Annotated in this window: 24 protein-coding genes; 17 read left to right on the top strand and 7 right to left on the bottom strand. The window is 63.1% G+C overall.

The features are described from left to right. Positions 1-43: 43 nt before the first annotated feature. The 3 genes from purS to I6E60_RS02415 are packed head-to-tail and all read left to right on the top strand — an operon-like array spanning position 44 to position 1,497. Positions 44-316: a phosphoribosylformylglycinamidine synthase subunit PurS gene (gene purS, locus I6E60_RS02425; protein ID WP_010204162.1), complete on the top strand. Its 273-nt coding sequence runs from the start codon at positions 44-46 to the stop codon at positions 314-316. Beyond that, positions 316-1,014 carry a phosphoribosylformylglycinamidine synthase subunit PurQ gene (gene purQ, locus I6E60_RS02420; RefSeq protein WP_197122684.1) on the top strand — a complete coding sequence of 233 codons (699 nt, stop codon included), beginning with the start codon at positions 316-318 and terminating at the stop codon, positions 1,012-1,014. The genes purS and purQ overlap by 1 nt, the downstream gene beginning before the upstream one ends. A gap of 18 nt (positions 1,015-1,032) precedes the next feature. Beyond that, positions 1,033-1,497: a DUF3817 domain-containing protein gene (locus tag I6E60_RS02415; protein ID WP_197178711.1), complete on the top strand. Its 465-nt coding sequence runs from the start codon at positions 1,033-1,035 to the stop codon at positions 1,495-1,497. Positions 1,498-1,546: 49 nt separating this feature from the next. On the opposite strand, the gene I6E60_RS02410 is transcribed toward I6E60_RS02415, so the two are convergent. Beyond that, positions 1,547-2,389, bottom strand: a complete 843-nt coding sequence (locus I6E60_RS02410; RefSeq protein WP_197178708.1) for a type II CAAX prenyl endopeptidase Rce1 family protein — start codon at positions 2,387-2,389, stop codon at positions 1,547-1,549. 12 nt (positions 2,390-2,401) lie between these two features. Then, complete coding sequence (locus I6E60_RS02405) at positions 2,402-3,637, bottom strand: mechanosensitive ion channel family protein (protein WP_197178706.1); 1,236 nt, start codon at positions 3,635-3,637, stop codon at positions 2,402-2,404. Between the two features lie 95 nt (positions 3,638-3,732). On the opposite strand from I6E60_RS02405, the gene I6E60_RS02400 reads away from it, so the two are divergent. Together I6E60_RS02400 and I6E60_RS02395 are read left to right on the top strand one after the other, a co-directional pair. Continuing rightward, the gene (locus tag I6E60_RS02400) at positions 3,733-5,115 is read left to right on the top strand and encodes a DUF2254 domain-containing protein (protein ID WP_197178704.1); all 1,383 of its coding nucleotides are present in this window, start codon (positions 3,733-3,735) and stop codon (positions 5,113-5,115) included. A gap of 70 nt (positions 5,116-5,185) precedes the next feature. Further along, positions 5,186-6,649: a glycosyltransferase gene (locus I6E60_RS02395; RefSeq protein ID WP_197178702.1), complete on the top strand. Its 1,464-nt coding sequence runs from the start codon at positions 5,186-5,188 to the stop codon at positions 6,647-6,649. Here I6E60_RS02395 and I6E60_RS02390 read toward each other — a convergent pair. Further along, positions 6,636-8,864: a beta-glucosidase gene (locus tag I6E60_RS02390; RefSeq protein ID WP_197178700.1), complete on the bottom strand. Its 2,229-nt coding sequence runs from the start codon at positions 8,862-8,864 to the stop codon at positions 6,636-6,638. The two genes, I6E60_RS02395 and I6E60_RS02390, sit on opposite strands and share 14 nt — an antisense overlap. Before the next feature lie 115 nt (positions 8,865-8,979). Between I6E60_RS02390 and I6E60_RS14595 the strand changes: the two genes are divergently transcribed. The 3 genes from I6E60_RS14595 to I6E60_RS02375 all read left to right on the top strand — a co-directional run bounded on the left by I6E60_RS14595 (position 8,980) and on the right by I6E60_RS02375 (position 11,312). Then, positions 8,980-9,948 carry a phage tail protein gene (locus tag I6E60_RS14595; RefSeq protein ID WP_197178697.1) on the top strand — a complete coding sequence of 323 codons (969 nt, stop codon included), beginning with the start codon at positions 8,980-8,982 and terminating at the stop codon, positions 9,946-9,948. A 64-nt stretch (positions 9,949-10,012) separates the two neighbouring features. Then, positions 10,013-10,477, top strand: a complete 465-nt coding sequence (locus I6E60_RS02380) for a GNAT family N-acetyltransferase (protein WP_197178694.1) — start codon at positions 10,013-10,015, stop codon at positions 10,475-10,477. Positions 10,478-10,571: 94 nt separating this feature from the next. Further along, positions 10,572-11,312, top strand: coding sequence for a sulfite exporter TauE/SafE family protein (locus I6E60_RS02375; RefSeq protein WP_197178692.1), 741 nt, complete (start codon positions 10,572-10,574; stop codon positions 11,310-11,312). A gap of 122 nt (positions 11,313-11,434) precedes the next feature. Here the strand turns inward: I6E60_RS02375 and I6E60_RS02370 are convergent, their stop codons facing one another. Together I6E60_RS02370 and I6E60_RS02365 are read right to left on the bottom strand one after the other, a co-directional pair. Then, complete coding sequence (locus I6E60_RS02370; protein WP_197178690.1) at positions 11,435-12,934, bottom strand: catalase; 1,500 nt, start codon at positions 12,932-12,934, stop codon at positions 11,435-11,437. 77 nt (positions 12,935-13,011) lie between these two features. Continuing rightward, the gene (locus I6E60_RS02365) at positions 13,012-13,461 is read right to left on the bottom strand and encodes a Fur family transcriptional regulator (RefSeq protein WP_197178688.1); all 450 of its coding nucleotides are present in this window, start codon (positions 13,459-13,461) and stop codon (positions 13,012-13,014) included. Between the two features lie 133 nt (positions 13,462-13,594). Between I6E60_RS02365 and I6E60_RS02360 the strand changes: the two genes are divergently transcribed. After that, positions 13,595-13,831 (top strand): type II toxin-antitoxin system ParD family antitoxin, encoded by a 237-nt coding sequence (locus tag I6E60_RS02360; RefSeq protein ID WP_197180001.1) that lies wholly within the window; start codon positions 13,595-13,597, stop codon positions 13,829-13,831. Beyond that, positions 13,828-14,148, top strand: a complete 321-nt coding sequence (locus tag I6E60_RS02355) for a type II toxin-antitoxin system RelE/ParE family toxin (protein ID WP_197178686.1) — start codon at positions 13,828-13,830, stop codon at positions 14,146-14,148. The genes I6E60_RS02360 and I6E60_RS02355 overlap by 4 nt, the downstream gene beginning before the upstream one ends. A gap of 50 nt (positions 14,149-14,198) precedes the next feature. On the opposite strand, the gene I6E60_RS02350 is transcribed toward I6E60_RS02355, so the two are convergent. After that, positions 14,199-14,666, bottom strand: coding sequence for a DUF1643 domain-containing protein (locus I6E60_RS02350; protein WP_197122662.1), 468 nt, complete (start codon positions 14,664-14,666; stop codon positions 14,199-14,201). A 140-nt stretch (positions 14,667-14,806) separates the two neighbouring features. Between I6E60_RS02350 and I6E60_RS02345 the strand changes: the two genes are divergently transcribed. The 6 genes from I6E60_RS02345 (at position 14,807) to I6E60_RS02320 (ending at position 18,187) form a co-directional block, all read left to right on the top strand. Continuing rightward, positions 14,807-15,478, top strand: a complete 672-nt coding sequence (locus tag I6E60_RS02345) for a FadR/GntR family transcriptional regulator (RefSeq protein WP_197178684.1) — start codon at positions 14,807-14,809, stop codon at positions 15,476-15,478. Then, positions 15,475-16,365 carry an ABC transporter ATP-binding protein gene (locus tag I6E60_RS02340; RefSeq protein ID WP_231601102.1) on the top strand — a complete coding sequence of 297 codons (891 nt, stop codon included), beginning with the start codon at positions 15,475-15,477 and terminating at the stop codon, positions 16,363-16,365. The genes I6E60_RS02345 and I6E60_RS02340 overlap by 4 nt, the downstream gene beginning before the upstream one ends. A gap of 48 nt (positions 16,366-16,413) precedes the next feature. Then, complete coding sequence (locus tag I6E60_RS02335) at positions 16,414-16,995, top strand: hypothetical protein (protein WP_197178682.1); 582 nt, start codon at positions 16,414-16,416, stop codon at positions 16,993-16,995. A gap of 66 nt (positions 16,996-17,061) precedes the next feature. Continuing rightward, the gene (locus I6E60_RS02330) at positions 17,062-17,298 is read left to right on the top strand and encodes a hypothetical protein (protein WP_197178680.1); all 237 of its coding nucleotides are present in this window, start codon (positions 17,062-17,064) and stop codon (positions 17,296-17,298) included. 16 nt (positions 17,299-17,314) lie between these two features. Next, entirely contained in the window at positions 17,315-17,716 is a 402-nt protein-coding gene (locus I6E60_RS02325; protein ID WP_197178678.1) for a hypothetical protein, read from the top strand. Positions 17,717-17,791: 75 nt separating this feature from the next. Further along, the gene (locus I6E60_RS02320; RefSeq protein ID WP_231601101.1) at positions 17,792-18,187 is read left to right on the top strand and encodes a hypothetical protein; all 396 of its coding nucleotides are present in this window, start codon (positions 17,792-17,794) and stop codon (positions 18,185-18,187) included. Positions 18,188-18,273: 86 nt separating this feature from the next. Here I6E60_RS02320 and I6E60_RS02315 read toward each other — a convergent pair whose 3' ends face one another. Next, positions 18,274-18,597 (bottom strand): YciI family protein, encoded by a 324-nt coding sequence (locus I6E60_RS02315; RefSeq protein ID WP_197178676.1) that lies wholly within the window; start codon positions 18,595-18,597, stop codon positions 18,274-18,276. Positions 18,598-18,885: 288 nt separating this feature from the next. Between I6E60_RS02315 and purL the strand changes: the two genes are divergently transcribed. After that, positions 18,886-21,138, top strand: a complete 2,253-nt coding sequence (gene purL / locus I6E60_RS02310) for a phosphoribosylformylglycinamidine synthase subunit PurL (protein ID WP_197123608.1) — start codon at positions 18,886-18,888, stop codon at positions 21,136-21,138. The last annotated feature ends 1 nt before the right edge of the window (position 21,139 follow it).

Below are 21,139 nucleotides of genomic sequence, written 5' to 3'. Positions count from 1 at the left end.
AGACTTGGTGCAATCCGCCCGCGCGAAATCATGGAGTGATTCGGTGCCAATAATCGTCGTCGAGGTAATGCCCAAGGCTGAAATCCTCGATCCTCAGGGTAAGGCCGTAGCCGGCGCCCTCGTCCGTCTCGACAAGAGCGAGTTCAGCGCGGTGCGCATCGGTAAGCGTTTTGAGCTCACCGTTGAGGGCCCTATCACTGACGAGCTACTGGCTGAGGCCCGCGAGATCGCCAACGATCTCCTCGCCAACACCGTCATCGAAGACGTCATTTACGTTGGCGAGGCTCGCCCCGCCGACGACGCTCAGGGCGCATAGTGCGCGTCGGAGTCATCACCTTTCCGGGTTCGCTCGACGACCGTGACGCTCAGCGTGCGGTCAAACTGGGTGGCGGTGAGCCGGTAGCCCTGTGGCACGGCGACCACGACCTCAAGAACGTGGATGCCATCGTTCTGCCCGGCGGTTTCAGCTACGGCGACTACCTGCGTGCCGGTGCTATCGCAGCGCACTCGCCCATCATGAGCGAGGTCATCACGGCCGCGAACGCCGGAATGCCTGTGCTGGGCATTTGCAACGGTTTCCAGATCTTGGTGGAATCACACCTGCTTCCCGGCGGCCTCGTGCGCAACGATCACGGCGACTTCGTCTGCCGCGACCAGAAGCTGCGCGTCGAGAATGTCGACACCGCCTGGAGCAACGGCTTCAAAGAAGACGAAGAGATCATCATCCCGTTGAAGAACGGTGAGGGCGGCTACATTGCCGACCAAGAAACGCTTGATCGCCTTGAGGGCGAAGGCCAGGTCGTGTTCCGCTACCTCGAGGTCAACCCCAACGGGTCGGCGAACGACATTGCAGGCATCTCGAATGCTCGCGGCAACGTTGTGGGTCTTATGCCTCATCCCGAGCACGCGACCGAGCCTGGCTTTGGTCCAGACACTCGCGCGGCAATGCGTTCCGGCACCGACGGCCTCACGTTCTTCACGAGCGCGATCAGCTCGTTGATGGCCAACGCCTAATACTGAAAGTTCAGCCTCATGTTTGCGACCCCCAAGTCACTGTTCCGCGTTCTCGCGTTCGCTGAGGCAGTCACGTGGACTCTGCTCATCACCGGTCTCATCTTGCGCGCTACGGCGGGGCTGGATGTCGCGGTGTCGATCGGTGGGGCCATCCATGGTTTTGTCTTCCTCGCCTACGGTGCCACTGCCGTGTTGTTGACGGTGAACCAGCGGTGGAGCGTCGGCACCGCCGTTCTCACTATCGGTAGCGCGGTCATTCCGTACGCCACGATTCCGGTGGAGCTGTGGCTTGCACGCTCAGGCCGCCTGAAGGGTGACTGGCGCAAGGAAGCATCCGGTCATCCGCGTGATGCTGGCTGGATCGACCGCACGATGCGGTGGTTCTTGAACCGCCCGTACATTTTGGTGGCCCTCATCGCGGGCGCCGTCATTCTGCTCTACGTCGTTCTGCTCATCGCAGGCCCTCCCGGCGGCAAAGAGTAACCTCGCCGGATCGACGGCCTCGCCGATCGACAGCACGCCGCACCGCCTCCTACAGCAGGAAGAACCCGATCACTCCGGGGTTTCTGGCATGCACGATGACGAGGAACACGACCGCGTCAAACAGTAGGTGCACGCTCAGCACGTAGACGAGCGACTTCGTGGTCGAGTAGATCCAGCCCTGCAACAGGGCGAACGGGATTGTCAGCAGTGGGCCCCACGACTGGTAGCCAAGTTCCCACAGGAACGCCACAAAGATCACCATCTGCAGCAGGTTCGCCTGCCACACCGGAAAGTGCCGGCGGAAGAGCACGAACACGGTGAGGATGAAGAACAGCTCATCCCACGTGCCAACAGCATTCACACCGACGAAAAGCCGACCGATCTCATCGGGCGTCGTGACGATCGGCCAGTTGAGATACACACCGCTCGTGATGAAGTAGAACGGCAAAATGAGCCAACCGAGAAAGACCACGAGAAACAGGTAGCCCCACTGAACGCGGTTCCACGGCCAGCCGCCCCGCCACGGAAACCGGATGAGGCGATCCTTGAACACGAAGCGAGACAGCGCGTAGGGCACAGCAACCGCTGCAGCCAGCACAAACCCGAGCAAGAAGAAGTTGCCCCAGCTGATGTCGGCTTCGACCGACACCGTGGAGACGATGATCATGCCGACCGCGATGAGGAGCAGGTCTTTCGCGAGACCCTCGGTGTGCTTGTTGCGGTCGGTGAGCCAGGCGGCGGCGAGAGCCAATGCCACCACGACATAGCCGAGCAGTGGCAGTCGCAGTGAGAACAGGAGCACCGCCGATCCGCTCAATAGCGCTGCGGGCACCAGCCCCCAACTGCGTGAACTGAGTGGCGGGGAGCTGACAACGTTGTCGAGGCCGGGCATCCTGAATGACTCCTAGTCGTTGATGACGCGCTTGGCGGTGGACGACTGAGCCTCATCGGCATCAGTCTCTTCTGGGCCAACCAGGTTCTCGGGCACGTTGTCTTGAACCGGAATCGCTCCCGTGAATTCTTGACGGCGAGCATCCGCTTCGGCGCTACCGCTGAAGAGGCCGCGGTTTTGCGAGGCTGGCGATGACTTGGTGCGCACCGCTGCCTCATTCTCGACCATGAGCACTCGCGTGCGAGGAAGCGCAGCCGGATTCTTGGCCTGCAACCACGTGACCATTTCTTCGCGAACGTGCGTGCGCAGATCCCAGAGCGCGCCGGAGTCGGCGGCGCTAATCAGCACGCGCACTCGAACGAAACCACCCTTGGCATCCACGACTTGGATGTTGGCCGTGCGGCCGTCCCACAGCTCGGTTCGCTCGACAACTTTGCTGAGGCGCTCGCGCATCTGGTCGATGTTGACGCGCCAGTCGAGGTCGAAGTTGACCTCGCCGAGAAGTTCGGTGGCGTTGCGGGTCCAGTTTTGGAACGGCGTCGTCGTGAAGTAGGTGGAAGGCAGCACGAGGCGGCGCTGATCCCAGATGCTGACAACAATGTAGGTGAGGGTGATTTCTTCGATGCGGCCCCACTCACCGTCGGCGATCACGACGTCGTCCACGCGGATGGCGTCGCTGAAGGCAAGCTGCATTCCCGCGAACACGTTGCCAAGAGCGGACTGCGCAGCAATACCGGCGACGACGCTGACGAGGCCGGCTGAAGCGAGAACACTTGCGCCGAGGGTTTCTGCCCCCGGAAGAGTGAGAAGAATGGCACCAATAGTGACGATGACGATCACGGCCGCGAGCACGCGACGGATCAGTTGCACTTGAGTGCGCACGCGACGCGCAGCTCGGTTGTCGGGAACGTCGGTGGGGTACCGGGCGATGGTCCGGTTGAGCAGAACGTTGATGATGGCGATGAGCAACCAGCCGCTGGCCGCGATTACCGCGATCAAGAAAACTTGGTTGACGATGTCACTCAGATCTTCGACCGGGAGCGTGATCGAGATTGCTGCCCACACGGCGAGCAACGCCATAAGTACTCTCAAACGCTGACGCGATTGAGCGAGAGTCTTATAGACCCCGGGCCGCAGACGTGAGATTCCTCTCACGATGAGAGAGATCACTCCGATGCCAATGACGACGGCGACAAGCGCAACCACTACGGCCACAGCGAGCCCCAGCCACGATACCCATTCAAACAATCGAGTGATTTCCTTTCATTCGCGTTGTTCCACCCTAGGGGCACGCGCCACACGAAGCCTGACGTGATTAACTAGGGCGACAGGAGAGGGATGTGATGAGCGAACTAGCAACACAGAGTGCACGCCGCAATTCCCTGCGCCGCTGGATTGCCACCGTGCGCGAAGGGATCGCCGCTGAGCTGTGGCCATTGCCCACGATTTCCATTCTTCTCGCCGTGATCTTGGGCATTGTGTTGCCCCTGATCGACCGCGCCGTTGACTCGTCGTTACCGGTGGGCCTCGAACGCATCCTGTTTGCTGGTGGCCCCGAAAGCGCGCGCGCCGTGCTCTCCGCCATCTCGGGTTCGCTGATCACGGCGACCTCCCTTACTTTCTCGCTCACCGTCGTCGCGCTCCAACTAGCCAGCAGCCAGGCTTCCCCGCGCGTGCTGCGCACCTTCCTCAAAGACCAGACGGTGCACTGGACTCTCTCGGTGTTCGTCGGCACCTTCGCCTACGCACTCACGGTGTTGCGCACGGTTCAGGATGGCGACGACAGCATCGACCCGATCGTGCCGCGCCTTGCGGTGACGTTGGCGTCGCTCCTGACCCTGGCGAGCGTTGTCATGCTCACGCTGTTCCTGGCGCACCTCGCGCGGCAACTGCGCATCGAGACGACGATGCGGCAGGTCTACCTCGAAACCAGTAAGACCATCGAGCTCGTGGCATCCACCATGGCAACCGGCGAAACGGAACTGCCCGACTGGCCGCCCGCTGAACGTATCGAGCTAAGTCTCGCGAAGCGGTCCGGGTTTATTCGCTCTAGCGACCGCTCTCGGCTACTCACAATCGCCATCAAATACGACATCGTGGCGCGGGAAGAACACACCGTTGGTCATCACATGGTCAGCGGCACCCCCGTGCTGCGCTGGTGGCCGCGTGACCCGATGCGCCACCTGGATGACGACGACCGCGACACCATCAACAGCGCGTTGGTCGGTGCCGTCAGCCTCGCCTACGAGCGCACGGCCAGCCAAGATATCGGTTTTGGCATCCGCCAGCTCGTCGATATCACGGCACGCGCCCTCTCCCCCGGAGTCAACGACCCGACGACGGCCGTGCATACCCTCGGCCACATTTCGGCGACGCTGTGCTCGATCGCCGACCTTGAGATTCAGTCTCGCGGTCTCACCGATGATGACAACCTCGTGCGCGTGATCATCAAGCCGCACAACTTCATCAACCTGCTCGACATCGCCCTGACGCAACCACGGCGCTATGGCGCGAGCGACCCCGGGGTGGTGGAGCGTTTGTACCAACTGCTGCAAGAGGTGGGCTACCGCGCGCAACGCACCGAGCAGTCCGAAGCGGTGGCGGCGCAGATCGACCGGCTCGAAGCATCCGTGGCCGCCGAAACGTACGACGCGGTGGAGCGCGAACGGTTCGCCCGCTTCGCCGAGGCTGCACGCGTAGCGACCTCAGAGCATCGCTGGCTCTAAGAAGTTTGCCGGGAACGGAACTGCACAAACTCCGGGCGCAGCCGCACCGGGCTCGACTATCATTTCCCCCATGCCAGAGACCCTCCCCGCTCATTCCCCCACTGCTGGAGGAGAGCGGGTACTGATCTTGTCTGCTGGTGTCGGCTCGGGGCATAACAGCGCCGCCGCGGCAGTGCGCCAAGCGTGTGATGCGCGCAAGGATGTCGTCGAAGTAAAAGTGCTCGACGTGCTTCAGGTGAGCAGCACTCTGTACCGCGACGTGTTGGGCAAGGGCTACTTCGTGCTCGCCAAAGGTTTGCCGTGGGTGCTTGAGTGGGCGTACGACGTGAGCGACGCCCCTTTTTGGCGCAGGGGACCGATCGACCCTTGGACGCAGGCCAACTCTCTTCCCGTGATTCGGGAGATCAAACGCTTCCAACCCACCGCGATCGTCAGCACCCACTTTCTTCCCGCCCAGCTCATGGCCACGCTCCTCATGCGCGGAGTCATCGATGCCAAAACAGCGGTTGTCACCACCGACTACGATCCTCAAGGCCTCTGGCTGACCAGCGCGTTCCACTCGTTTAACGTGGCGCGCGAAGAAGGCAGGGTGGAACTGATGGCGCTCGGCCTGCCCGCCGATCGTGTAGCCGCCACCGGCATCCCGATCAGTTCGTATCCGGATGCCGAAACCGACCGCGTCGCCCATGACGTTCCCCACATTTTGATTTCTGCAGGCGCAGCGGGCGGGGACTACGCCGTCGCTGCGGTGCGGCAGACACTGCATATGCGCTCAGCCTTCACAGCCACCGTCGTGTGTGGACACAACGAGGAGACTCGTGACGACATTGAGAAACTCGTTGGCACTGACGATCGCTTCCACATTCTGGGATTCGCAACCGAGATGCCCGCACTGCTGAGAAGCGCCGACCTCTTTGTGGGTAAACCGGGTGGCCTCTCGGCCTCCGAATGTATGGCGGCGGGCTTGCCCATGGTGCTGGTGAACCCCATCCCGGGGCAAGAAGTGCGTAACGGTGACTACCTGATGGAACAGGGTGCTGCTGTTCGCTGCAACGACGTTATTACGCTCGGCTGGAAGATCGACCAGATTTTGCGCGAGCCTGGCCGCCTCGAACGGATGCAAACAGCCGCGAAGAAAACTGGCCGGCCAGATGCCGCAGCGGACGTTCTTACCGGCCTGCTCGATGGCCCGCGCCGCCCGATCGTCGTGACCCGAGACGCTCAAAAAGCTATTCTTGCCGCCAGCGAAAAACGACTGGTGGCGAGCGATCTGCGCGGAGATTCCGCTCTGGTTCGACTGACCGACCCCACGGACAACAGCACGGTGGCACTACTGAAAGCAGACGAGCTGAAAGACCTGCAGAAGCGCTACGCGTCGACCGAGGGCGAGTTAGTGCTCCGCCCCGATCAGACACTTGCGTCGCTTCGCTGGGAGGGCCGCCGCTTGATCCGGGCCGTTCTGCGCCACGACGACTCCCTGCGTGTTCGCGTTGACCCGCTCCCGCACGCGGCTACCGGCGCTAGCCGGCGATAGGGCGCAACGGCACGGCGCCAGTCCAGTTCGAAGGACTGTGCTGAGCGGCGATCAGCGCCCACTCACCTGACCGCGCGCTCCACTGTCGAGAATTCGGATCTCGCTGCAACGTTGGCCCCGCATCGAGCGCGATCTGTACGGTCGTGCTTGCCCCGCGCTGCACCATCACTTTCTGAAAGCCCACTAGTTGGGCGACCGGATGCTCGGCCGCCACGTCAGCAGCGTAAAGCTGTACGACGGTGGAGCCGTCGCGGTCGCCCGTGTTGGTGACGAGCACACGAGCGGTACCGCCGGCATCGGCGAACGTGTGGTCGAGTAGTTCGTGCGTGATCGTCGTGTAGCCCAGGCCGAATCCGAAGGGGAAGGCGGGAGTGCTGCCGGTGGCATCGAGGTGGCGTTGACCCCAAGAGTTGTCATAGACCACGGCCTTCGCTGCGCTGTCGAAGGGAGGCAACTGCGCCGCGTCGCGCGGGATGACGAACGGCAACCGGCCTCCGGGTTCGGTGTCTCCCGTAAGCATGCTCGCGAGCGCATGCCCGCCCTCCATGCCGCCGTACCAGGCGAGAACCAGCGCAGGAATACGATCCCGCCACTCGTCGGTCACGATTGCACTGCCGCCAATCAGCACCACAACGGTGCGCGGGTTCGCGGCGGAGACCGCGCGAATGAGGCTCGCGTCCGAAGGACGAAGTTCGAGGGAACTGCGATCGCCGCCGCGAACGAAGCGTGCCGCGAGGTGTGCCAGGCCGGTGAAGATGCGGCGAGACAACCCCGAGGTGAACGCGCGCCCGAGGATGCCCACATCGACTCCCCCGGTGACCACCGACTCCCCCTCGTCGTGCTGGTCGAGCCCGACGACGACAATAGCGAACTCTGCCTGCGCAGCGAGCGTCGCGGCAGCGCTCTCGTTTTGCCCGGTGGCGCTCGTGATGTGGGCCGCAGGGAACGCTTCGCGTACTCCTTGCAGCGGGGAAACGGTCGACGGCGGACGAACGCGCGAGGAGCCGTGGTCGCCCAGGTTCGCTTCGTCAGCGAGCCGCCCGATGACGGCGAGCCGGCGCGTGGTGCGCGGCAACGGCAGCAGCGGGGTCTCATCGACAGCGTCGTTTTTGAGTAGCACGATCGACTCGGCGGCAGCCTGAAGCGCGAGAGCCCGGTGGGCGGGAGAGGCAACGACGCTGGCGCTCGGCTCCTGCTGCTCGCGCGTGGCCGCATGCAGAATGCTGGTGCGCAGGATGCGGTGGGCAGATTCCAACACCGTCGCGCGGTCGAGCTCGCCGCTACGAAGCGCCGCGGGAAGGGCACGAGCCCGCAGCATCCGCAACGGCATCTCGATATCCATGCCGGCTTTGAGGCTCGCGACTGCATCGTGGGTGCCGAACACCCAGTCGCTCGTAACGAACCCGGTGAAGCCCCACTCGTCGCGCAGCACATCAGTGAGCAGGGGGCGGTTGACGTCCATATATTCGCCGCGAACCCGGTTGTAGGCGCTCATAATCGAGTCGGCTCCGGCATCCACCGTCGCTTTGAAATGGGGCAAATACACTTCGTGCAGCGCGTGGTCATCGACGGCGACATCCACTTCGAAGCGTTCGTTCTCCATGGAGTTGAGCGCGAAATGCTTGACGCACGCCATCGTGTGCACCCGAACGCCGCGGGTGAGCGCCGAGCCCATCTGACCGACGAGCACCGGATCTTCGCCGTAGCATTCCTGCGCGCGACCCCAGGCCGGATGCCGCAGCAGGTTCACGCACACCGATGCCGAGTAGTTGGCGCCCCGCGCGCGGGTCTCAGCACCAATCGCTTCGCCGACTCGCTGCTCAAGTTCTGGGTTCCACGTTGCTGCCCGCGCCATAGTCACGGGGAACGCTGTGGCCGCGCCGATCACGACGCCCCGAGCACCATCGCTGAAGCGGATGCCGGGGATGCCGAGCCGTGACACTGCACCGGCCACGAATGGTCGGCGCCCGAGAAGGGCAGGAATGAAGGGGAGGAGTCGCCGGGGAGAGTCACCGTCGAGCAGACCGAGCAGCTCTTTGTCGGTCAGCAGTCTGATGAGTTGGGCTGAGGCCTCATCCGCATCGATTGTGCCGGCGCGAACAGCGGCCACCGCTTCCTCGAAGGCGTGGGAGGAAGCTATTAATGCGACGGGTTCGGCTACGTCACTGATCAGTTCTTCGCCACCGCGCTGCCCACCGCCGTTCGCATTCATCATGCTTCGAATTCTGCACCCTGTAGCTGTGTTCACCCACCATGGCAGGCAGGTAGAACGCCCGCTGCACCCCCATACTGGGGCCGAGACCACTTGGGTTAACTGAGAGAACTTCGTTATGTTTGTATCAACCCGTGACGCATTACTGCGCTTCTCCTATGTCTGGATCTCCTCTTTGCCTTCAGCCTCCCGTACGCCGTCCCGTTCACTTCGACTGTTTGCAGGAGCAGCCGTCGCAGCCGTCATGCTTGCCGGCTGCACGAGCCAGGGCAGTTCTGCGGATGCACTGCAGAAGGCCTGCGTCGACACCACCGCCTCGGCTATCAAGCTCATTGACGCCGGCGACTTGTGCGGTGCCGGTTTTGTCGAAGCAGTCTTCATGACCGACGCTGCCGCGGACGGCGAAGACGGGAAAAACGGCACTGATGGTAGCGACGGAGCTGATGGCGCCGACGGTCTCAATGGCGCAACAGGACTCACCGGGGCGAACGGAGGCACCGCGCTCAGAGGACCGACGGGAGCCACTGGCGCCGCGGGTGCAGACGGCACTGATGGTACCGATGGTACTGACGGCACTACAGGACTCACCGGAGCGACCGGCCCCATCGGCCTCACCGGCGCCACAGGCCTCACCGGCGCAACGGGCACCAACGGCGCTGACGGCCCGGCCGGCCCGCAGGGGCCTCAGGGCGACGCGGGCCCAATAGGCGAAACGGGAGCTGCCGGCGCAACTGGCGCGACCGGGGCAACAGGAGCTGCCGGCGCAACAGGCGCAACTGGCGCGACCGGTAATTCCGCTCTCTCCAACAGCTTCGGAAGTAGCGTTAATCGCGCGGGTGACGGCGGAACCTACGAATGCTATCTGGGCACCCTCTCATTGACAGCATCAAGCTACGCCGGTGAAGGCATCGTGGCCGATGGGCGTGAACTGTCAATTGCAAACAACACTGCACTCTTCTCGCTTCTAGGGACCACCTACGGCGGTGATGGTCGCACCACCTTCAACATTCCCGACATGAGCGCGGTCACGCCTAACAACATGACGTGGACACTCTGCCACCTAGGAATCTTCCCGAGTCGCAACTAATCACCGCTAACAGCGTCGTCGACACTTGGCGAGCTCCGTGTGACACGCAGACTAGAATTCTGACGTGGAAGACACTTACGAACTCGAACTCCGCAGCGTTCCTTTTGAGCATGCCGACTCGGTCATGCTGCGTTCTGCGCAGCGCGCCGAGCTCACAGCGCGGTACGGAACCGAAGACAGCGAACCCGGCGTCAAGCCGAACGCTGACTCGGTTGTGGTGTTCTTGATCGCCTATGTCGATGGCGTTCCGGCTGGTTGCGGCGGGCTCCGTGAGCTGAGCGAAGAGATCTTTGAAGTGAAGCGGATGTACGTCACGCCCGCTCAGCGCGGTACCGGTATTGCAGTTGCTGTACTCAAGGGACTCGAAGAATGGGCCCGCGCACAGTCAGCAACGACGTTGGCGCTCGAAACCGGAACAGCCCAGCCCGACGCCATGCGCTTTTACGAACGCGAGGGCTACAGCCGCATCGAAAACTTCGGCGACTATGCGGGCGAGCCACTGAGCGTCTGCTACGCCAAAAACCTCTAGCCCTGCCACCATCCCCGCTGCCTCGCGACGGGCAGCCCGCACTCTGAGCCTGCTGCGGTCTTTGGTAAACCCGGCATCCGCTTAGGCTGGGGCGGTGCTCGCTCTTGTCGCTCTCGCCGTCGTTATAGGAGCACTCTCTCAACGCATCACGGGCATGGGGTTCGCGCTCGTAGCGTCGCCGCTGATCGTGATTTTGCTCGGCCCCTTCGACGGCGTGCTCGTCGTGAACCTGTGCGGTGTCGTCTCATCGCTGCTCATCATCCCCCGCGTCTGGCGTCACATCGAGTGGCGCACCCTGGCGTGGCTGGCGATCCCGGCCGTCGCGGCCATCATCCCGGGCTCACTGCTCGTTACCCGCCTTCCCGGCTCCGTGCTGCAGCTCAGCGTTGGCGTGCTCGTGATCGTGGCTCTCACCGCGACGTTGCTCATTACGCGCGCGGAACATATCGTTCCGGCCCGCCCGGCGGCAATTGTGGCGGGGGCAGCATCAGGTTTCATGAATACGGCGGCGGGCGTCGGCGGCCCGGCCCTCAGCATCTACGCGGTGCTGATGCGCTGGCCTCAAGTGAACTTCGCGGCCACACTGCAGCCGTATTTTGTGATTGTGGGCTCGTCTGCCCTCATCACAAAAACCATTTTCTCCGGCGGAGTGGTACCCAATTTGGATGTCGCCAGCTGGATCCTCATCATCGGCTCACTGCTCGTCGGGCTCGCGCTGGGTGAAGTGCTCACTCGCCACATCAGCCATCGAGCAGCTCGCATTGCGGTCATCACCGTGGCCTACCTCGGAGGAACCGTCGCGATCATCGATGGCGCTCTCGCCCTCGCCTCTTAACGCACGATCGCTTGCGGAGCAGGCCTCTTCGCTTCTTAAGGCACGGATGCCCGGCCCCCAACGTTCGGGGACCGGGCATCCGGTGTTCGACTTCGCGTTAGCGATGCCGTTTCAGCTCAGTGTTACTCGGCGGGGCCGACTCCGACGGGGTCAGCTTCCTCGTTGGCGGTGTCACCGTTGCCGGGAACGGTCTTGCGCAGGGTGGCGCCGAGTTCGGCATCCACGCTGCCCCAGTACCAGTAGAAACGCTCGAGGATCTCGGGGATCGTGATGCCACGGCCCTGTCCGGTGAGGGTTTCGATGAAGCGAGCCTTCGACTCTGCCGAGAAGACTTCGCGGTAGAGCGTTCCGGCCTGACCGAAGTCGTCGTCTTCGGAGTGCAGGGTCTGAGCGCTGCGCATGAGTTCGCCGTCGCTTGCCCAGCCGCCTTCGCCAGCGAGCTCGGGCTGAGCTGCGGGGCCACCGAACGAGTTCGGCGTGTACGTGCGTGCTGCAGCGTCACCGATCTTGTAGTTCATGGCGCCTTCGTGCTGGTAGTTGCGCGCTTCGGAGGCGTGAGGCTGGTTCACGGGGAGCTGGTTGTAGTTGGCTCCGATGCGGTTGCGCTGGGCATCCGGGTAGGAGAACACACGCGCCATCAGCATCTTGTCGGGGCTGATGTCGGTGCCGGGAACCATGTTCGACGGCGAGAACGCTGACTGCTCGATCTGCGCGAAGAAATTCTCCGGGTTGCGGTTGAGCGTGAAGTGGCCAACCGGAATCAGCGGGTAGTCATCGTGCGACCAGGTCTTGGTCATGTCGAAGGGGTTGAAGCGGTAGGTCTTGGCTTCTTCGTAGGGCATGACCTGAACCGAGACGTCCCACGTGGGGAAGTCGCCCTTGGCGATGGAATCGAAGAGGTCGCGACGGTAGTAGTCGGCGTCTTCACCGGCGATGCGTTCAGCATCCGCGGCTTCCATCAGTTCTACGCCCTGGCGGGAGTGGAAGTGGTACTGCACCCAGAAGCGCTCTCCGGCGGCGTTGATCCACTGGTAGGTGTGCGATCCGTAGCCGTTGATGTGGCGCCACGACTTGCTGAGACCACGGTCGCCCATGAGGTACGTGACCTGGTGGGCGCTTTCGGGCGAGAGGGTCCAGAAGTCCCACTGCATGTCGGCGTTGCGCAGGCCTGAGTCGCCCATGCGCTTCTGCGAGTGGATGAAGTCGGGGAACTTCATGGCATCGCGCAAGAAGAAGATGGGGGTGTTGTTTCCGACGATGTCGTAGTTGCCCTCGGTGCTGTAGAAACGCAGTGCGAATCCACGAACGTCGCGCCAGGTGTCGGGCGAGCCCTGTTCACCGGCTACCGACGAGATGCGGAGAATGGTTTCACTCTTAGTGCCCTTTTGGAAGACGGCGGCCTTCGTGAACTGCGACACGTCTTCGGTGACGACGAACTCTCCGAATGCTCCACCACCCTTGGCGTGGGGGTTGCGCTCCGGCACACGCTCGCGGTTGAACGCGGCGAGCTTCTCGACCAAAAAGCGGTCGTGAAGTGCGGTTACGCCATCGGGACCCGTGGTGAGCGAATGTTCGTCGCTCGCAATGGGTGCGCCGGCCTGGGTTGTCGTGGGTTCAGTCACGATGTCTCCTTTATGTGGGGGTGATTAGTGGCGAATTGAAGATGGGGCGACAGCGTAGACAGCTCTGTCTGTGTTGTTCAGTCTGCGCTCTTTTGGGTGAGAGCGTTCTGGCAATCGGGGCAAACGCCCCAGAAGTTCACTTCGGCGGTGTGCACAGTGAAGCCGCCCGCGTCAGATGGGGTGAGGCACGGCGCGTGACCAACAACACAGTCCACGTCGCGCACAGCACTGCATTCGGTGCACACGATGTGGTGATGGTTGTCGCCAATGCGGCGTTCATAGAGGGCGGATGACCCTGCCGGTTCGATCTTGCGCAGTAAGCCCGCCGTCGTGAGTGCCGCGAGCACTCCGTACACGGCTTGGAGGGAGGTGCCGGGCAAGCTCGGCAGCACAGCCCCGAAGATCGTGTCGGCATCGGAGTGCGGGATCTCGGTGAGGGCGGTCAGCACAGCGACGCGGGGCTCGGTCACTTTGAGACCGGCCTCTCGCAGAGTATCGGCGAGCGCCGCATCCGTTACTGTTTCCATGCCTACGACCGTATCAGTTGTTTTGAATAACTCAAGACAACTTGCGGTGAATTCGTAGCTCTCGTCGCGACCGAAGACCCCAAGAATCGATGACAAACTTTGCCATCGCGCGTACAGTGAAGGAATGGCAACGATGAATGTGTCCCTCCCTGACGCTTTGAAGCAGTTCGTCGAAGAACAGGTAAGTGAGCACGGGTACGGCACGAGTAGCGAGTTCGTGCGCAACTTGATCCGGCATGAGCATGCTCGCACGCAACTGCGTGCACTCGTCGTGGAGGGGATGACGTCGGGGCCAGGATCCGAACTCGATGATGCGTACTTCCACCAACTTCGTGAGCGAATCAACAACCACAGCGTTGACACCCCGTGACGTCCCGCCGCGTCGTCACGACCAGACGCGCCGATGAGGATATCGACTCTGCCGTGGAGCACTACCTGTCAGAGGGCGCCGCTGACGCCGCACTGGCGTTTGTTGATGCGCTGGAGAAGGCGCGCGACCTACTCGGGTCGCAACCGTCGATCGGGTCGCCGCGGTTCGCCGTCGAGCTAGGCATGCCGGAGCTTCGAGGGCTTGCGTTGCAAAAGTTCCCCTACGTCGCGTTCTACACAGATGACTCCGATGCAGTGCGCATCCACCGCATCCTTCATACCCGGCGCGATATCCCCACAGAACTCTCCGATCTATGACGCGCCGCGTATGCAGTGGCGGGAGAACAGGCACGAAACGGTCGAAGTTTTCACTCTGACGACCTCCACTCGACCAGCGGCGCATCTTTGCGCACGTAGAGCGGATGCCGCGGGTGACCATCCTTGGTGAGTCCGAGTGTGTGCAACTGCGGCAGAACAGCCATCGCCTGAGCTACACGCTTCGGGGACGCGTTGGCGCCCCATCCCGCGACGACTGTTCCCGTCAGGTTGCCGAGCACGCTGTCATTTTCGGGGCCAACGGGATCAGCCGCCGCGAGCATCACCTTCGGGTCCTTGGTGCGGAACGCATAGAGGTTGAGAATCACCATCCCGCCATATCCGTCGCGTTTGGCAAAGCCAACGCAGCGTCGCAGCGTCGGATCGAGGTGCTCGGCATCTGCCGTGCTCGGATTGAGCAGCACGAACGTGATCGTCGGAAGCGTCGGATCCCAGACGCGAGTCAACGAATAACGGTAGTCGCCACGGATATCTGCAGTCGCAGAGACAAACTCGGTCATCGGGTCTCCTTCGGCCAATTCATCCTGTCACACCGCACTCTCCGGCCAGGCGCACTCACCGTCCGAGCCAACGCTGCGAACCCAACTTGTCTGAGGTGTAGAGTTTTGAGGCAGACAAACACAGCGATCGGAGCACCTGCATGGCATCAGCAGTGCAACACGGTCGGCTTGCAGCGCAGGCAGCCGAAGTGCTACTCGGGCGCATCCGTGCTGGCGAATGGGCCCTGGGGCACAAGCTGCCGGGCGAGACGACGTTGGCCCTGGAGATTGGGGTCGGGCGCTCAACGCTGCGGGAGGCCATCCGTGAACTCGCCGGTCAAGGCGTGCTCGAAAGCCGTCAAGGCTCGGGCGTCTTCGTGATGTCGACCGACATCGCCGAGGACTGGGATGTCGTGCTGCGCCGAGTGTCCGTCGCATCCGTCCTCGAAGCTCGGGTTGCCATCGAGGCCGAAGCTGCCGCCCTCGCGGCACATCGACGCACTCCCTCAGACTTGCGTGCGATGCGCCGAGCACTCGCTCGTCGCTCGGGCTCGCACCACACGGCCGAAGAGTTTGCGGGCGTCGACATGGCGCTTCACCGGGAAGTCGTCGCGGCATCCCACAATGAAGTGCTGCTCGAACTGTTCGACGGCTTCGTGCCGCGAGTGCGGGAAGCGATGATCGAGATGCTGAAGCTGCGGCCCATCCACGACTACGAAGCAGACCAAGCCGCCCACAGCGCGCTGGTCGAAGCGATCGCTAAACGCAACCCGGCCGCCGCGGCCGAGCGCAGCCGGGCGCACCTCACCGGCGCGCATCGAGCCCTCTCATGAACAACAGCACCCTGATCAGCGAAAGCACCCTCGTGAACGAAAGCACCCCCGTGAGTCCCAACGACTCCGCGAGCGGCAACCCCATCGTCGTCGAGCTGCGCGGCGTCACGTTCCGCCGCGGCGAGCGCACCATCCTCCGCGAGGTCGACCTCACCGTGCGCGCGGGCGAGCACTGGGCACTCCTCGGGCCCAACGGCGCCGGCAAGAGCACCATTCTCGGCTTCGTCGGCGCCTCAGCGCACCCCACCTCCGGAACCGTGGACATCCTCGGGCAACGCCTCGGGCGGGTCGAACTGCAGGCGCTGCGTCGCTCGATCGGGCACGTCAACCCGCGTCATCCGCTTCACGCACCTCTCACGATTCGGGATGTCGTGCTCACCGGCCTCACCGGATCCCTCGAGATTCCCGCACGCTGGGATCCTTCCGCGCAGCAGGCGAACCGCGCGACAGAACTGATCGAACAGATGGGGCTGGCCGGCAAGGAAGCCCACCGGTGGCCGACCCTGTCGCAAGGAGAGCGCGGCCGAGCACTCATCGCGCGCGCCCTCATCGCCGAACCTGACCTGCTACTGCTCGACGAACCCAGCACCGGGCTCGACGTCGCGGCGCGCGAGCAACTCCTCGAAACCATCGATGCGCTCACCCACAGCTTTCCGCGCCTGGCCTCGATTCTGGTGACGCATCACCTCGAAGAACTGCCCTCCACGACATCCCATGCCGCGTTGATCGCGAACGGGCGGATCTCGCAGGCCGGGCCAGCCGAACAGGTGCTCACTACCGCGAACGTCACGACCGCCTTCGCGCATCCGATCCGCGTCGGCCAACACGACGGCCGCTGGTTCGCGCTGCCGGGCCGCAAGCGCTCGCTCGATCTCGCCGCGGTCTAATTCGGCGATCATCTAGTCAGAGTCACCGTCACGACGTAAGGTGAGCAAATGCCACGTCTACTCAGTGTCTTCGCCTTGTCAGTCAGCATCGCGCTGCTGGCGGGGTGCGCAGCTGTGGCGGATGACGGCGCTGCCGCTCCGGAACCATCGCTATCCACCTCCCCGTCTCCCGCCGCCACGAAGGTGGATGCTGCCGCCGTCGCGAAGGCCGACTCGTGGCTCGATGGCGCGACCCTGCCGCCCGATGCTGTTCCTTCCGAAAGCGCTCCAGAAACCACACCGCCGTTCGCCTACTCGTACTATGCGTGGCCGTGCTCCCCCATGGAGACGCGGACGGGATACTGGATAATCACGGGGGCCGACGTGGTCGACACCGCGAACTGGCTCAAGGAGCATCCGACCGCTGGGCTAATTGACCCCGGGGCGCTAGCGCTATCCGGCGGGCCGGAAATAGACAGTGCGACCCTCGGCAATGTTCCGGAACAAGACTCCCTCGAAGGCATCGCCTACACCGTGAACCGCACCACTGACGGAGTGGCCGTACGCGCGGAAATCGGAGTCTTCACGGAAGACACCGTCTGCCCAGAACCTCCCGACGGTGGGCGCTGGGGCGGGCCCGGCCAGGGCTAACTGCTCGAACTGCGCACGCAGCACTCGACCGTCATCTACTTTCATCCACTCGCGGAGGACCCAACTATGCGAAACCAAATCTGGGCCGTGACAAGCGGCCTGTTGGGCGCGGCCATTCTGGTGGTGCTGTTTTTCTACGGCATCCAGTACGGCACCTGGATTGATGAAGCGGGGCCACTTAACGCGGCGCCTCCCTCATTCCTGCTCCCCTTCATCGTTGGGGGCATTGGCGGGGTCATCATGATCGGGGGCTTCGTCGTCAGCTTGGCTGGGCTCAACAACGAGTCGCGCTCCAACGCGTGACGCTTATGGTGGCCCAATGAAGACGCGAAAGCTACTGCCGGTCGCTGGAGTGATCATTGCGGTCATCGCCGTGGCGATCCTTTCGGGGCGTTGGATCGACACCGCCATCTGGGGCGCCGACGGTGCTCGTGTCATCGACACCACGCGGGAGCTCATCCGCGCTGCGTCGTCGGGTGATCAAGACGCGCTCGCGTGTGAAGATTTCGCAGCGGACTTTGGTGATGCGCAAGCCTGGAACGGGTTGCGTGCTGGTGAGCCCGAAAAGTTCGATGCGGCCACGTCCCTCGACCGACCGTCGCTCGAAGCCTCGTGGAGCATCAACCTCGAAGGATCGAGCGAGACTAGCGACGTCAGCCCGATTTTTGTGTTTTACCGCGAGATCGAAGACGGTCTGTGTGTCGCGGACGTCAGGTGGTGAGCGATGGGTTTGGCCTGAACCGGTCCCCTCTCGAAGCATGCGATCTCCGCAGTGAGCAGCCGATAATATTGCAGGATGACCGGACCTGAAGGCGCGTGGGGAGCGGTGCTCGAAACGATGTCCTGGGTGGGACTCGTCCCCGGCATCCCGCTGCTCATCTTCGGGTGGATTCTCGCTCTGCGGGCGTGCAAGTGGATCGCGACCACTGCCGAGGTTTTCGAAGCCGGAGGCTTTCAGGGCTTCCGATGGTCCGATGGCGACGGCAGGCAATACTCCATCCTTCACGAGCCGTCAGAAGTTCCCATCATGGATGTCGGTGCCCACGTCACTCTGCACTACGACCAGTGCCATCCCTCTCGCTGGAGTCTCGCGCGGCCTCGCCGCACGAACGGCGCGATCCTCATCGGTTCAATCCTCACCGGAATCGGCCTCCTGAGCGTCGTTGCGGGATTCACACTGATGGCGTTCTGAGTCTGCGATCTATCCGACCGCACAGCGTCGACGACGCTCGCTGCATCCGCAGGAACGACTTATCACCTCTTGCGCGTCGGATCCGTTCACAGGAACGGGCGCACTTCAACCTTTCGGTTACAAGCCTTCGACCCGTCGGACGCTGCCTTAAGCGCTGCGTCGAGATCGGGTGCGGTGATGATCCAGAAGCCGGCCAGGTACTCGCTAGATTCGACGAACGGGCCGTCGGTGAAGAGCACTTCTTTGTCGCGGTGATCGACCACGGTGGCGGTCGTCGGGAAGCCGAGACCACCGGCGAAGACCCACTGGCCCTCAGCCTGCAGCCGTTCGTTGAAAACGTCGATGGCGGCCATCTCGGATGGGGTGGCCAGGCTGGCCGAATCATGGATCACTGACAACAAATAGTGCATTTCGAAGCCGCTCCCTAGTCAACGGGGCGCCCTTCTGGGCTGCCTCTCATCTCTACTACGAACAACTCTGCCCCGATCCGACCCCCAGCGCCAGATAACTTCACCATCGCGCAGAGCGCTCATCGGATTAGGGGCCTGGCCTGCTGGGGCTCGTCGAGCCCTCGCCTAGGTAGACTGGAGGCGGCCGGCGTGAGCACCCCGGCATCCACAATCTTCTGGGAGAAGCCCCTCGTGACTGACGTCTCAACCAATTCCCGCCAGCATGTTGCCGACACGGTATCGAACGCGATGGCTACGCCCGAGAAGGAGCAGCCCTACGGCGCCCTCGGCCTGAAGCCAGACGAGTACGCGAAGATTCGCGAAATTCTGGGCCGTCGCCCCACGAGCGGTGAGCTCGCCATGTACTCCGTGATGTGGAGTGAGCACTGCTCCTATAAGTCTTCCAAGAACTACCTTCGCCAGTTCGGCAAGAAGGTCAGCGAGAACATGACCAAGAACCTCATGGTCGGCATGGGCGAAAACGCGGGCGTCATTGACGTTGGCGAGGGTTGGGCTGTCACTTTCAAGATCGAAAGCCACAACCACCCCAGCTACATCGAACCGTTCCAGGGCGCTGCGACCGGTGTCGGCGGCATCGTTCGCGACATCATCTCGATGGGTGCTCGCCCCGTTGCTGTCATGGATGCGCTCCGCTTCGGCGCCATCGACAACCCCGACACCGCTCGCGTTGCCAAGGGTGTCGTCTCCGGCATCAGCTTCTACGGCAACTGCCTCGGCCTGCCCAACATCGGCGGCGAAACGTACTTCGACTCCGTCTACCAAGCGAACCCGCTCGTCAACGCACTAGCCGTGGGAGTGCTGCGCCACGAAGACCTGCACCTGGCCAACGCTCGCGGCGTGGGCAACAAGGTTGTGCTGTTCGGTGCCCGCACCGGTGGCGATGGCATCGGCGGAGCATCCATCCTCGCTTCGGATTCCTTCTCCGAAGGCGGGCCCACCAAGCGTCCCGCCGTTCAGGTCGGCGACCCCTTCGCCGAGAAGGTGCTGATTGAGTGCTGCCTCGAACTCTTCCAGGGCGACCTCGTGGAGGGCATCCAAGACCTCGGTGCTGCCGGCATCAGCTGCGCGACGAGCGAGCTCGCCTCCAACGGTGACGGTGGAATGTTCATCGAACTCGAGAAGGTTCTGCTGCGCGACCCCACGCTCACGGCAGAAGAAATTCTGATGTCCGAGAGCCAAGAACGCATGATGGCGATCGTGAAGCCCGAGAAGCTCGAAGGCTTCCTCAAGGTTGTTGAGAAGTGGGATGTCGAAACCAGCGTGCTCGGTGAAGTCACCGACACCGGCCGCCTCATCATCAACTGGCACGACGAAGAGATCGTGAACGTCGAGCCGCGCACCGTCGCCATCGATGGCCCCGTCTACGACCGCCCCGTCGCGTACCCGAAGTGGATCGACAAGCTTCAGGCCGACAGCGCCTCCGGCCTCGCTCGCCCCAAGGACGGCACCGAACTGCGCGACCAGATGCTGCAGCTACTCGCGAGCCCCAACCTCGCCGACAAGAGCTGGATCACCGACCAATACGACCGCTACGTTCTCGGCAACACCGCCCTAAGCTTCCCGGATGACGCCGGCATGGTGCGCATCGACGAAGAGAGCGGTCTCGGCTTCTCTGTCGCGACCGACGCCAACGGTCGCTTCTGCCAGCTCGACCCTTACGCCGGAGCCCAGCTTGCTCTTGCGGAAGCGTTCCGCAACGTGGCCGCCACCGGCGCCAACCCCGTCGCCGTCAGTGACTGCCTCAACTTCGGCAGCCCCGAGAACCCCGAAGTGATGTGGCAGTTCAGCAAGGCCGTTGAAGGTCTCGCGGATGCCTGCCTCGAGATGGAAATCCCCGTCACCGGCGGGAACGTCTCGTTCTACAACCAGACCGGCGATGTGCCCATCCACCCGACCCCCGTGGTCGCGGTGCTCGGCCTGATCCGTGACGTTGCTGAGCGCATCCCGAGCGGCTGGCAAGACGAAGGCAACAACATCTACCTGCTTGGCACCACCGCGCTTGAGCTAGACGGCTCGGCCTGGGCCGGCACAATTCACGACCACCTCGGTGGCCTGCCGCCCAAGGTTGACCTCGCTGCCGAGCGTCGCCTCGCTGACCTCATCAAGGCCGGCAACGAGCAGAACATCATCGCCAGCGCGCACGACCTCGCCGACGGTGGGCTCGCTCAGACTCTCGCCGAATCCGTCATGCGCTTTGGCGTTGGCGCACGCGTCTGGTTGGGCGAACTGCTCGAGCGTGACGACATCGATGCCGCAACCGCCCTCTTCAGCGAATCAACCGGCCGCATGGTCGTCTCGATCCCGCGCGAAGACGACGTGAAATTCCGCGGACTCTGCGAAGGCCGCGGCTACCCTGCCGTGCGCATCGGAGTCACGGATGCCGCCTCCCCCGCCCTCGAAATCCAGGACCAGTTCACCCTGACCCTCGAAGAGCTGCTCACCGCACACCGCGGAACGCTCGCGGAGGCTTTCGGCGCCTAAC

It is taken from the genome of Salinibacterium sp. SWN167, from assembly GCF_015864665.1.
In the GTDB taxonomy this organism is placed as follows: Bacteria; Actinomycetota; Actinomycetes; order Actinomycetales; family Microbacteriaceae; genus Rhodoglobus.
This window is presented reverse-complemented; position numbering and strand designations above follow the sequence as displayed.